At 65.5% G+C, this 12224-nt stretch carries 10 protein-coding genes; 1 reads left to right on the forward strand and 9 read right to left on the reverse strand.

All coding sequences use genetic code 11. The features are described 5' to 3' along the window. Positions 1 to 26 precede the first annotated feature (26 nt). From rmuC to BMI86_RS17735, 9 genes are all read right to left on the reverse strand, one after another. Positions 27 to 1205, reverse strand: coding sequence for a DNA recombination protein RmuC (gene rmuC, locus BMI86_RS17695; RefSeq protein ID WP_078542510.1), 1179 nt, complete (start codon positions 1203 to 1205; stop codon positions 27 to 29). After that, positions 1202 to 3100: a DNA mismatch repair endonuclease MutL gene (gene mutL / locus BMI86_RS17700; RefSeq protein WP_078542511.1), complete on the reverse strand. Its 1899-nt coding sequence runs from the start codon at positions 3098 to 3100 to the stop codon at positions 1202 to 1204. The genes rmuC and mutL overlap by 4 nt, the downstream gene beginning before the upstream one ends. A 65-nt stretch (positions 3101 to 3165) precedes the next feature. Next, on the reverse strand, positions 3166 to 4491 hold the full coding sequence (locus tag BMI86_RS17705) for a pitrilysin family protein (protein ID WP_078542512.1): 1326 nt from the start codon (positions 4489 to 4491) through the stop codon (positions 3166 to 3168). Continuing rightward, a complete protein-coding gene (locus BMI86_RS17710) occupies positions 4488 to 5870 on the reverse strand; it encodes a pitrilysin family protein (protein ID WP_078542513.1) in 1383 nt (460 codons plus the stop codon). The genes BMI86_RS17705 and BMI86_RS17710 overlap by 4 nt, the downstream gene beginning before the upstream one ends. Positions 5871 to 5963: 93 nt before the next feature. Next, the gene (locus BMI86_RS17715; RefSeq protein WP_078542514.1) at positions 5964 to 6515 is read right to left on the reverse strand and encodes a DUF3035 domain-containing protein; all 552 of its coding nucleotides are present in this window, start codon (positions 6513 to 6515) and stop codon (positions 5964 to 5966) included. Positions 6516 to 6586: 71 nt separating this feature from the next. After that, complete coding sequence (gene lspA / locus BMI86_RS17720) at positions 6587 to 7066, reverse strand: signal peptidase II (protein WP_078542515.1); 480 nt, start codon at positions 7064 to 7066, stop codon at positions 6587 to 6589. Positions 7067 to 7150: 84 nt separating this feature from the next. Continuing rightward, positions 7151 to 8737 carry a bifunctional phosphoribosylaminoimidazolecarboxamide formyltransferase/IMP cyclohydrolase gene (gene purH / locus BMI86_RS17725; protein ID WP_078542516.1) on the reverse strand — a complete coding sequence of 529 codons (1587 nt, stop codon included), beginning with the start codon at positions 8735 to 8737 and terminating at the stop codon, positions 7151 to 7153. Positions 8738 to 8801: 64 nt separating this feature from the next. After that, complete coding sequence (locus BMI86_RS17730; protein ID WP_078542517.1) at positions 8802 to 10523, reverse strand: heparinase II/III family protein; 1722 nt, start codon at positions 10521 to 10523, stop codon at positions 8802 to 8804. An 86-nt stretch (positions 10524 to 10609) separates the two neighbouring features. Further along, on the reverse strand, positions 10610 to 11881 hold the full coding sequence (locus tag BMI86_RS17735; protein ID WP_078542518.1) for a transcription antitermination factor NusB: 1272 nt from the start codon (positions 11879 to 11881) through the stop codon (positions 10610 to 10612). Between the two features lie 80 nt (positions 11882 to 11961). Here BMI86_RS17735 and BMI86_RS17740 point away from each other — a divergent pair, with 80 nt between their 5' ends. Then, positions 11962 to 12147, forward strand: a complete 186-nt coding sequence (locus BMI86_RS17740; RefSeq protein WP_078542519.1) for a DUF1674 domain-containing protein — start codon at positions 11962 to 11964, stop codon at positions 12145 to 12147. Positions 12148 to 12224 lie beyond the last annotated feature (77 nt).

Consider the following 12224-nt stretch of genomic DNA (forward strand, 5'->3'; position numbering starts at 1 on the left):
AGCCGAAAAGCGACGCTTGGCGCCGCTTAGGCCTTCTTTTCGGCGGTCGAGACAAGCAGCGGCTGTGCGGCCGTATCCGGGGCCAGCTCCTCGAAATCGAAATTATCGAGGCGGCGCGCGCGTTTCCCGGCCTTCTCGGCGGAAATCTTGATCTCGGAGATGTCTTTCGCCGCCTGCCCGAAATGCCGGTCGAGGTTTTCGACACGGGTGCCGAGCCGGTCGACATCGGAATAAAGCGCGGCCAATTCCTTGCGGATCGCGCCCGCCTGTTCACGCATCCGTGCATCTTTCAGCACGGCGCGCATCGTGTTCAGCGTCGCCATGCAGGTCGTGGGCGAGACGATCCAGACCTTCGCGGCAAAGCCTTCGCGCACCAGTTCGGGGAAATTCGCGTGCAGCTCGGCATAGACCGCCTCGGAGGGCAGGAACATAAGCGCGCCGTCCGCCGTCTCGCCTTCGAGGATGTATTTCTCCGAGATCGCCTTGATATGGGCGCGCACGGCGGTTTTCATCGCGCGGCTGGCCTCCTGGCGCTCCCATTGCGTGTCGGCGCGGCGCAGCGCCTCATAGGCTTCCAGCGGGAATTTGCTATCGATCACGATGGGTCCGGGCGGGTTCGGCAGATGGATCAGGCAATCCGCGCGCTTCCCGTTCGAAAGCGTCGCCTGCATCGTGAAACTGTCCGAGGGCAGCGCCTTGCCGACGATATCGTGCAGCTGAATCTCCCCGAAAGCGCCACGGGTCTGCTTGTTCGACAGGATGTCCTGCAGGCCCAGCACATTGCCGGAAAGCTTCTCGATATTGGCCTGCGCCTTGTCGATCGCCTCCAGTCGCTGATGCAGATCTCCCAGCGAGCGCGCCGTGCGGGTCGCGGTGCCATGCAGGCTTTCCGACATGCCGCGCGAAACTTCGGCCAGGCGCTGCTCCATCAGAGCAAGCACCTTGGTCTGGCTCGCGGCCTGCGCCTCGGAGACGTGATGCAGCCCGCCGGACAGTTGTTGCTGCCCGTCCGAGAGGCTTTGCACCCGCTGAGCGAGAAGGTTCATCTGGCCGACCATCGGGTCCATCGCACGGGTCTGACGGCCCGCAGCGCGCAGCATGGCGACCATCAGGATCAGCAGGATAACAAGCGCCGCGCTGCCGAGCAGAAGGCCGAGCGTCAGCGGGTCGTTCAGGGTCAGGGTCATATCGCCAAGCTGGATCATGTGCGGCCAAACAGTCTTTCAATATCGCTGAGCTTCAATTCGACATACGTCGGACGCCCATGGTTGCACTGGCCGGAATGAGGCGTGGCCTCCATCTGGCGCAGCAGCGCGTTCATCTCATCGGCGCGCATCTGGCGGCCCGAGCGGATCGAGCCGTGGCACGCCATGCGGCTGAGTACCACTTCGATCTTGGCCTGCACCAACTGGCTGTCACCGAGATCGGACAGCTCGTCGAGCACGTCGCGCAGCAGTCCTTCGGCATTGATCTCGCCCAGAACGGCGGGGGTCTCGCGCACCGCGATCGCGCTGCCGCCGAAGGGCTCGATGGTGAGGCCAAGGCGCGACAGAGCGTCGGCATGTTCCAAAAGCAGCGCGGCGTCGCCCTGGCTGAGTTCAACGATCTCGGGGATCAGCAGCGCCTGTGCGGGCACCCCATTCTCGGCCATCTGGCCCTTCAGCTTCTCATAGACGAGCCGCTCATGCGCGGCGTGCTGATCGACGATGACGATGCCGCGCTCGGTCTGGGCGATGATGTAATTCTCATGCACCTGCGCACGCGCCGCGCCCAAGGGCTTCTCGGTCAGCGCAGGTTCGGCGGGCGCCGGGGCCTCGGCGCGGGCCGAGGGCGCATAGTCGAAGCTGGGCGCGGGGGCCTCCTGGAAGGACGGCTGCTGGTAGGACGATTGTTGATAGCCCGGATCGGGCAGCGGCGCCTGCGCGGAGTAGGACGACCGCATCGCGCCAAGGCTCGGGCGATCCATCTGATAGATGCGCGGCGGCTGATCGGCGGCCGGTTCGGGGCGCATCGCGCCAAGCGTCGCATCCGAGACGGTCGAGGACGCCCGATGCCCGGCCTGCGCCAGCGCATGGCGCAGCCCCGTCACGATCAGCCCGCGCACGGTCGCGGCCTCGCGGAAGCGGACCTCGGCCTTGGCGGGGTGGACGTTGACGTCGACGCGCTCGGGCTCGCAGGTCAGGAAGAGGCAGGCGGCGGGGTGACGCTCGCGGCTGAGGAAATCCATGTAGGCCGCGCGCAGCGCGCCGGTCAGTTGCTTGTCGCGCACCGGGCGGCCATTGACGAACAGGAACTGCTCCACCGCCGCGCCGCGCGAATAGGTGGGCAGCGCCGCGTAGCCGGTGAGGCGGATATCCTCGCGTTCGGCCTCGATCCGCACCGCGTTATCCGAGAAGGCGCGCCCGATCACCCGGGCCAGACGTTCCGAGAGCGCGTCGAACAACTCGCCCTGCTCTCCATCGGCGCGGAAGATTTCGCGCGCTTTGCCGTTCGAGACATCGGTGAGGGTAAAGCTGACATAGGGCTCTGCCATAGCCAGCCGCTTCATCACATCGGCGATCGCCTGCGCCTCGGCCCGGTCGGTGCGCATGAATTTCAGACGTGCGGGCGTGGCGAAGAACAGATCGCGCAGCTCGACCACGGTGCCCCGGTTCAGCGCCGCCGGTTTGACCGGTCCGATCTGGCCGCCCGCTACGCTGATCTGGAAGGCGTCGAGACCATCGACGCGCGAGGTGATCGTCAGCCGTCCGACCGCGCCGAGCGAGGGCAGTGCCTCGCCGCGAAAGCCGAAGGTGTGAATGTTCAGAAGGTCCGAACCGTCGATCTTCGAGGTGGCATGGCGCGAGAGCGCCAGCGGCAGATCGTCGGCGGTCATCCCGCAGCCGTCGTCGGTCACGCGGATCAGCGTCTTGCCGCCATCGCAATATTCCACCGCGACCCGCGACGCGCCTGCATCCAGCGCGTTCTCCACCAGCTCTTTCACCGCCGAGGCCGGACGTTCGACCACCTCGCCCGCTGCAATGCGGTTTGCCGCAGCGTCATCGAGCTGCCGGATCACGGGACGCTCAGACGCGCCGATATTGCGGTTGTGCTGGTTCATTCCACTAGGGATAGCATGGCGCGACGCTCATCTAAAGAGATTCGCGCCAGCTATCCCCAGCCAAATCAGTTCAGGCCCTGCGGGCGTCCGACGACCACGAAGGTGAGGTTGTCGGGGTTCAGGATCCGCTTGGCGACGCGCTGGACATCTTCTTTCGTGACCGCGTTCACCTTATCGTTGCGGGTGTCGATATAGCTCGGCGCCATGTCGTTGAGCTGCATCCCCGTCAGGATGCCCGCGATCGTGCCATTGCCGTCGAAACGCAGCGGATAGGCGCCGGTGAGGTAGGTCTTGGCGTCCTCCAGCTCCTTGTCGGTGACATTGCCGGTCGCCGCTTTCTTCCACTGCTCTTTGACGACCGAGATCGCCTCGGCGACCTTCTCATTGGCGGAGGCGAAGCTGCCCTGCCACGTCTTCGCCAGATCCTTGTCGACGATATAGGAGGCGATGCCATAGGTCAGGCCGCGCTTCTCGCGTACCTCGTCCATCAGCCGCGACGAGAACCCGCCCGCGCCGACGATCTGGTTGAGCACATAGGCCGCGAAGAAATCGGGGTCTTTCAGCCCGATCCCCTTCTGGCCGAACATCACCACAGATTGCGGGCTGTCGAAATCGACCGTGGTCACGCCGCCCTTGAAGGAGGGGTCGGCGGGGGGCGGCATGTCGGCGCCCTTGGCGGGCAGATCGCCCAGCAGCTTGTCGAGCATCGGCCCGAGCTCTTCCGGGGTGACGTCGCCCACGGCGGAAACCACCATGTGATCGCGGCTCATCACGCGGTCCTTGGCTTCGAACAGATCCTCGCGCGTGAGGCCCTTCACGCTCTCGACGGTGCCGTTGAGCGAACTGCCATAGGGGTGATCGCCATAGGTGATCTCGCGGAATTTCTCGGCCGCGATGTCGTTGGGGTTTTGCTTGTCAGATGCGATCACGGCCAGCACCTGCTGGCGCACGCGTTCGATCGCGCTTTGATCGAAGCGCGGATTGACCAGCGCCTCGCGCAGAAGCTCGACGGATTTGTCGCGGTTCTCGGTCAGCATCCGGGCCGAGATATCGAGCGAGTCGTCGCCCACGTCGAAGCCGAATTGCGCGGCCAGCGCTTCCTCGGCCTCGGCGAATTGCTGCGAGTTCTTCTCGCCCGCGCCCTCTTCGAGCGTGGCGGTCATCAGGTTGATCGCGCCGCGCTTGCCCTTTGCATCAAGGCTCGCGCCGCCGCGGAAGGCGATGTCGAGCGCGGTGAAGGGAATGTCGTGATTCTCCACCAGCCATGCCTTGATGCCGCCGGGCGAGGTGACCTGCTGAATGTCGATCGCACGGGCGGGCAGCGCCAGCACGAAGGCGAAGAGCGACGCCATCACGAGGCGCGCTGTGATCGGGAAACGGGTGTGGATCATTGGGTGATCTCCTGCGCAGGCGCGGGCGGCGCGGCGGGGGCCGCAGCTTCGGTGGGGGCGTCATCGGGGCGCTTCGCGTAGCCCGTCACCGAGTCCTTGTTCTGGAACAGGTCGCGGGCGGCGGCCATCACGTCCTCTTCCGTCACCGAGGTCAGAACATCCGGCCAATCCTCGACGTCTTTCACCGAGAAGCCCGAGGCCAGCGCCTCGCCATAGCGCCGCGCGAGGCCTTGCGTGTTGTCGCGCGAATAGATTTCGGCGGCCTTCACCTGCGTCTTGATGCGGGCGAATTGCTCGGGGTCGATGCCCTCCTTCAGGAATTGCTTCAGCGCCGTGTCGAGCGCCTTTTCGGCCTCGGGGAGGCTCACATCCTTGGCGGGCATCACCGAGAGATTGAAGGTCGTCGCATCGATCGACATGCCGTCGTAATAGCTCGACGCATAGATCGCGGTGCCGTCGCCATAGATCAGCTTGCGGCCCAGCACGGAGGTCGCCTGATTGCCACCGAGAATCTCGGACAGAACGGTCAGGGCGGCGGCGCGCTTCTGGTCGCCCGGATTGCGTTCGGGGGCGAGGTAGCTGCGCACCAGATAGGGCTGGGCGATCTGCGGATCCTCGAAGGTCAGGTGCCGCGAGGCGCGTTGCGGCGGCTCCTGCGGACGGGCGCGGGGGCTGAGGTCTTCGGTCGGTTTCAGCTTGCCGTAATATTTCTCGGCCAGCGCCTTCACCTCGTCGGGTTTCACATCGCCCGCGACCACGAGGATCGCGTTATTGGGTGCGTAATATTCGTGATACCAGTTGAGCGCGTCCTGCCGGGTCAGCCCTTCCATCTCCTTGCGCCAGCCGATGACCGGCGTGCCGTAGGGCGAGTTGAGGAACTGGGCGGCGCGCTCCTGCTCGTTGAACAGCGCCCGCGGGTTGGAATCGGTGCGTTGCGCACGCTCTTCGAGGATCACCTGCAGCTCGGTCTTCGCATCATCGGGCGAAATCCGCAGATTGCGCATCCGATCCGCTTCCATCTTCATCACCAGCGGCAGCCGGTCGGCCGCGATGCGCTGGAAATAGGCGGTGTAATCGTAGCTGGTGAAGGCGTTGTCCGAGCCGCCATTGGCCGCGACCGTCTTCGACAGCTCACCGGGCGCCATCGTGTCGGTGCCCTTGAACATCAGATGTTCGAGGTAATGGGCGATGCCGGATTTACCGCGCTTCTCGTCGGCCGATCCGGCTTTGTACCAGACCATATGGACCACGACCGGAGCGCGGTGATCCTCGATCACGACGCCTTTCAGGCCGTTTTCCAACTCGAAGGTAGAGACGTCACCGGCCACCGCCGGGCTCAGACCTGCCAATGTCAGCAGGGCGAACAGAAATGCACGCAATGCCCAACTCCTCACAAGACACAGTTTGAGCGAAGATAAGCACTCTCGCCCGACGTGCAAACGCCGGTGACGTTCTCGTGATGATTTTTCGGATTACTTGACCGCGCGCTGCGCTTCGCCCGAGGGCGGCGCACCGGGCGTGACGACGCCGAGGCGGCGCCAGCGCTCGAGCTCTGCCGACTGGTCGAGCTCCATCGGCTTGTAGGCTTTGTAATAGACCGAAACCTGGAACAGACGCTCCAGCAGGCGGCCGTCGTGATCCTTGCGCCATTGATAATCCTCGGCGGCGAGGGTCTGGCGGATGCCCGACTGGCTGCCGTAGCGCGACGCGGCGGAGACCAGCGCGCGATCCGAGGTCGGGACCTGTCCGGTCTCGTCGAGGCGGCGCGGATTGCCACCAAGAGCGGCAACGGCATCGGCTTCGGGCGTAGGATCGGTGATGTTCTTGCCACCCGGCGTGGGCGGCGGCAGCGCATCGAGGTTCTCCGGCATCTCCAACGGTTTCGTCGGAATCACGCCGAATTCGTCCGGGCCTTGGTGCGAAGAGCGCAGATTCATAAGGCTGGGGTCGCGGGAATTGCCGCAGGCAGCCAGCGTCAGTACCGCTGTAAACGCGAGTCCGAGCGTGCCGATCTTCGCCTGCATGAACCACTCCCTTGCCAGTTCCGCCCCCGTCTTAACGCAACATTGGAGCGTCGTCACCTGCGAAAAACAGGCTAGCCTTCGTTGGCGCGATGGTCCTTGCCGGTGAACAGCACCAGACCGACCGCGCCGAGGAAAATCGCCACATCGGCGACGTTGAAAGAATAGGGGTTCTGCCAACCCGGTAGCGACATGTTCAGAAAGTCCGCCACCGCGCCATAGACGAGCCTGTCGACCACGTTGCCAAGCGCACCGCCGACCAGCAGCCCTGCCGAGATATTCACCCGCGCCGAATGCGGCTCACGCGCGATCCAGACCCAGACCCAGAGCGAAATCACAAGCGCCACGATAATCAGTACCCAGCGCATCCAGTCGGTTTCGCCGGAGAACAGGCCGAAATTCACGCCGCGATTCCATGCCATGCGAAAGTTGAGATAGGGGGGGATCACGTCGATCGCGCCGCGCTCATCGAGATGCATGCCCTGCACCACGATATATTTCGACACCTGGTCGAGGAGCAGGACGCCCGCTGTCACTTTCGCTGCTAGCCGCATCTGGCCCTCGTTTGTTTCTCGTCACGTCTTCATGCCAGAAGGCGCAGCCCGGTATCTACCGGGCTACGCAAAGATACCGGCAGATCAGTGGCGGAAATGGCGCATTCCGGTGAAGACCATCGCGAGGCCGCGCTCGTTCGCCGCGTCGATCACTTCCTGATCGCGCATCGAACCGCCGGGCTGGATGATCGCGGTGGCGCCGGCTTCGGCCGCGGTGATCAGACCGTCGGCGAAGGGGAAGAACGCGTCGGAGGCCACGACCGAGCCCTTGGTGGGCGTCTCAGCCATGCCGCAGGCCTCCATCATGTCCTCGGCCTTGCGCGCCGCGATCCGGGTCGAGTCGACACGGCTCATCTGGCCCGCGCCGACGCCGACGGTCGCGCCGTCCTTGACGTAGATGATCGCGTTCGACTTGACGTGTTTCGCGACTTTCCACGCAAACAGCAGGTCTTTCAGCTCCTGTTCCGAGGGCTGGCGCTCGGTCACGACTTTCAGGTCGTCCAGCGTGATCACGCCGTTGTCCTTGTCCTGCACGAGGAAGCCGCCTGCGACCTGACGATAGGTCGTGATCGGTGCGGTGATGTCGGGCAGGCCGCCGGTTTCCAGCAGGCGCACATTTTTCTTCTTCGCGATGACTTCTTTCGCGGCCTCATCGACCGAGGGCGCGATGATGACTTCCGAGAAGATCTTGGTGATCTCTTCGGCGGTGGCCGCGTCCAGCGTCTGGTTCAGCGCGATGATGCCGCCGAAAGCCGAGGTGCGGTCGCAATCGAACGCACGCTTATAGGCCTCGATCACGGTCTCGCCGGTCGCAACGCCGCAGGGGTTGGCGTGCTTGATGATCGCGACGGCGGGTTTCTCGGTGCCGAATTCCGAGACGAGCTCGTAGGCGGCATCGGTGTCGTTGATGTTGTTGTAGCTCAGTTCCTTGCCCTGAAGCTGCTTGGCGGTCGCGACGCCGGGGCGGTTCGTGCCGTCGAGGTAGAAGGCCGCCTGCTGATGCGGGTTCTCGCCGTAGCGCAGGGTCTGCGCAAGCTGACCAGCGAAAGCGCGGCGGCGCGGGGTCTGCTCGCCGATGGCACCGGCCATCCAGGTCGACACGGCGGCGTCATAGGCCGCGGTACGGGCATAGGCGATCTGGGCGAGGCGCTGGCGGAACGGGTAGGAGGTCGCGCCGTCATTCGCGTCGAGCTCTTCCAGAACGGCGGCGTAATCTTCGACATCCACGACGGTCGAGACGAAGGCGTGGTTCTTCGCCGCAGCCCGGATCATCGCCGGACCACCGATATCGATATTCTCGATGCAGGTGTCGTAATCGGCGCCCTTCGCGACAGTTTCCTCGAACGGGTAGAGGTTCACCACCAGCAGGTCGATCGCCTCGATCTGGTGCGCTTCCATCGCGGCGAGGTGTTCTTCGTTGTCACGCAGCGCCAGCAGGCCGCCATGCACTTTCGGATGCAGCGTCTTCACGCGGCCGTCCATCATCTCCGGGAAGCCCGTCAAATCGGCGACGTCACGCACGCTGAGGCCAGCTTCGCGCAGGGTCTTGGCGGTGCCGCCAGTCGAGAGAAGTTCGACGCCGCGCGCAGCGAGCGCTTGGGCGAAGTCGACCAGTCCGGTCTTGTCGGAAACGGAAATCAGCGCACGGGTCAGGGGGATCGGGCGGGTCACGGGCAGCTCCTCGCAAGGCTCAGGTCAGGGGCGCCCAGGGCTATCCTCGGGATCTGCCCCAAGGTCAGGGCGCGTCGATGGCCGTGGAGTTATCGCGTGCTTGCGAAAAGGTCCAGCCAATCTGGCAAGCCCGGTCCAGAACCTTGCTGGAAAGCACGATCTGTTGCGCGGGACGCGGGCGAATGCGCCCTTTTTCGAGGTAAACGGAGGGTTCCAGCGCCAGATCGGCGACCCCGTCATGCCGGAAAATCCAGATTTCCCCGGTGCGCAGCGCAACTGAGACGGCGGTGCCGCCCAGATCGAGCGCCGCGTCGCAATCGGGATGTAGGTGGAAGCGGATGTCGAAGGGAATGCCGCGCAGACCTTCACGCTCAAAAATCTGGTCGAACCGGTCGATGTCGTCAGGGGTCATCGCGCCGAGCGTGTCGCGGCCGCGCAACTCGCGCCCGTCGACGCTCAGGTCCAGTTCCCGGATATGCGACATGCCATGGGTCTCGGCATAGCCGTCATGGCCGAAGATCATCCCGGTCTCGGACAAATCGTCGGGCTTGAACCAGACGGTTTTCGGCGTCTTGTCGAGATAGGCGCGCGGGGCCCGCCCGAACAGACGCTCGGGGCCGAGGCGGGACGAGGAATAGCCGTAGATCGAGAGGGTCGAATGGCTGGCAGTGGCGCGGCCTGCGCGGTGCCAGTCCGAGCCGAACTGCGCACCCGAGCCGCAATTGACGATCAGCGGGCGGCGGCCCGAGGTCAGTTCGAAGGCCAGCGTCGAAGCATGGGCATTGGCCGATGCCTCGCCCTGCGGCGGTCGCGCCGCGTCGATGATCAGCGAGCCGCGCCCGCCCTGCATCCGCACGAAACCCATCGCGATTGGCTCGCGCCGGACGCTGCGGATGCCGGTCGCCGAAAGCGCCGTGTCGAGCCGCCCTTCGGGTCCGCGCCCGCCACCGTGAAACCGCGCCAGTGCCCCATCGGAGTGGCGCAGCGCGCGCAGGGTGGGGGCGATCCGCGCGATCGCATCGAGGATCGGACTGGGCGGCGTGCGCCCTGCCGTCTGCAACGCCTCCGCGGCCCAGTTCAACAGCGTCAGAATCTCCAGCAATTCCTCGGGGTTTCGGGTCGCGATCCCGCCCTCGGCGTCGATCTCCGCCGCGCAATCGCGCGACAGGGCCTCCAGCGCGGGGTCGGCATGGCGCTCCATTCCGGTCAGCGCAAGACCCGCATAGACAAGCCCAGTCAGCGCCTCAAACCGCGGAAGCCCGCAGGCCGCGCCCGCCCAGCGTTTCGATAGGAAGATCGTCTGTTGCCCCAGCGCACGGAAGAACCGGTCGGCATCCTCGCGTTCGCGTCCGTTCAGCAGCAGGATCGCATGGTTGATCCAGCGGATCAGGCGGCGCCCCGTCAGATCGGGCGTCCAGCCCGGACCGCTGCCGTCGCCGAAGCGGTCGATCCAGCCGAAGACCCAGTCTTGTGCGCGCAGGCGCGCCTCGCGGGTGCCCAGCGCCGCAAGGTCGTCGAGCCAGCCGCAGCCCTGCAGCGCATCCTCGAAAGCCGGGCCGGGTATCGGCAGATCCCAGATATTGACCCCGGGGCCTTCGATCAGAGAGCCCGCAAACAGGAAATTGCCCTGAACGAGTTGCCGCCCCTTGGCGTAAGAGCCGATCGTGCGCGGCTCGGGCTGGCTGACGAATCCGGTCGCCGTCTGCGCACGGCCTGCGCGCGCAGCAGCAAGGCGGTTCAGCGCCGTGCCGAGTTTTGCCGATGATCGGGTTCTGTCCTTACCCATTCCGTTGCCGCTTGCATGCCCTTCTGTCGGGGAATGCGGTCACGTTACTGGGAGGCAGGCGCGCTGTCACCGCCTCGGCGGTCGGTTCACGCAGAGCGTTGCAGTCGCGCCATGTAGAACCCGTCCATCCCCCCGAGATCAGGCCAGAAATCGGGCCGCAGCCGCAGCCCGCCCTCCTCGGTGATCCAGTCGAGCGCAATGCCGGGCAAGTCGGGACGGATCATGGTGAGGTCCGGATGCCGTGTAAGCGCCGCCTTGATCTGCGCCTCGCCCTCTTCGGGCAGAAGCGAGCAGGTCGCATAAACCAGCGTGCCGCCGGGTTTGAGCCATTGCAGCGCGCGGTCCAGAAGCTGTTCCTGCAGCGCGAAAAGCGGCTTGATCGAGGCACCGTCCTTGATGAAGGGCAGGTCGGGATGGCGGCGGATCGTGCCGGTGGCCGAGCAGGGCGCATCGAGCAGGATCGCATCGAAGGGCGCGTCAGGCTCCCATTCGAGCGCATCGGCCGCGACGATCTCGGCTTCCATCTGCGTCCGGTCGAGGTTTTCCGCCAGCCGCTCCAGCCGCGCCTCGGAAATATCGAGCGCGGTGACATCGGCGCCCATCGCGGCGAGTTGCAGCGTCTTGCCGCCGGGAGCTGCGCACAGGTCGAGCACGCGTGCACCAGATGCCGGGGCCAGCAGTTTCGCGGGCAGCGCGGCGGCGGCATCCTGCACCCACCACGCGCCGTCTTCGAAACCGGCCAGTTCGGACACTTTGCCCGGATCGGTCAGTCGCAGCGATCCCGTCGGAAGAAGCGTCGCCCCCAGCGTCTCGGCCCAGCCCTCGGCATCGTCCTTCACGCTCAGATCGAGCGGCGCGCCCGCCAGATGCGCAACCTCCATCGCCTGCGCGGCCTTCTTGCCAAAGGACGACATAACGCGCCCGCGCAGCCAGCCCGGCATTTCCGGCGCAGGCGTCGCGGCCCATTTCTCGCCTTCCTCGGAGACCTTGCGCAGCACGGCATTCACCAGCCCCGAGAAGCTTTGCAGCTTCGGCCCGGCCGATTTCACCAGCGTCACGGCAGCATCGACCACGCCATGCGGGGCTTGTTTTTCCTCCAGCAGTTCGACCGTGGCCAGCCGCAGGATCGCCATTACATCCGTTGGCGTGCGGCGGCGCAGATGCGGTTTGATGATCCGGTCGGCGCGGCCCAGATGGCGCAGCGTCGTCGTCGCGAGGCGCTGGGCGCGGGCACGCTGTGCAGGCTCCAGCCCGTCGAGCGCCTCCGCACCGATCTGCTCGGCGAGGCTCTCGCGATCCTCGAGAACGCCCACGATCAGGCCAAGGGCTGCGCGGCGCGCGGGGTCGGGTCTGGACATGGGCTGCGGCTTCCTGGCTTGTTGCGGCTTAAGCACGGGCCTATATCATGCCCCGATCCACAGACAAGAAAGGACGCGCCATGTCCGATCAGCCCAAAGAGACCCGCGACCTGCCGCCCGCCGCGATCCGCGCGCTCGCCGAAGCCGAAGAGCGCCGCAGGAACGCGCAGGCGGCGGAACTGCCGACCGAGCTTGGCGGTCGCGACGGACCCGAGCCCGTGCGTTATGGCGATTGGGAGAAGAAAGGCCTCGCGATCGACTTCTGATCGCGGTGGGGTCTCAGAGGCCGGGGGCGCTGCCCCCGGACCCCCGGGATATTTGAACCAAGAGGAAGGGGGCGCCT

This window comes from Thioclava sp. DLFJ5-1, assembly GCF_002020115.1.
Classification (GTDB): domain Bacteria; phylum Pseudomonadota; class Alphaproteobacteria; order Rhodobacterales; family Rhodobacteraceae; genus Thioclava; species Thioclava sediminum.

Excerpts from the sequence above, each read along its gene's own strand:
- BMI86_RS17730 (WP_078542517.1), bottom strand. The coding sequence starts at position 10,523 with ATGGGTAAGGACAGAACCCGATCATCGGCAAAACTCGGCACGGCGCTG.
- BMI86_RS17735 (WP_078542518.1), bottom strand. The coding sequence starts at position 11,881 with ATGTCCAGACCCGACCCCGCGCGCCGCGCAGCCCTTGGCCTGATCGTG.
- mutL (WP_078542511.1), bottom strand. The coding sequence starts at position 3,100 with ATGAACCAGCACAACCGCAATATCGGCGCGTCTGAGCGTCCCGTGATC.
- lspA (WP_078542515.1), bottom strand. The coding sequence starts at position 7,066 with ATGCGGCTAGCAGCGAAAGTGACAGCGGGCGTCCTGCTCCTCGACCAG.
- BMI86_RS17705 (WP_078542512.1), bottom strand. The coding sequence starts at position 4,491 with ATGATCCACACCCGTTTCCCGATCACAGCGCGCCTCGTGATGGCGTCG.
- rmuC (WP_078542510.1), bottom strand. The coding sequence starts at position 1,205 with ATGATCCAGCTTGGCGATATGACCCTGACCCTGAACGACCCGCTGACG.
- BMI86_RS17715 (WP_078542514.1), bottom strand. The coding sequence starts at position 6,515 with ATGCAGGCGAAGATCGGCACGCTCGGACTCGCGTTTACAGCGGTACTG.
- BMI86_RS17740 (WP_078542519.1), top strand. The coding sequence starts at position 11,962 with ATGTCCGATCAGCCCAAAGAGACCCGCGACCTGCCGCCCGCCGCGATC.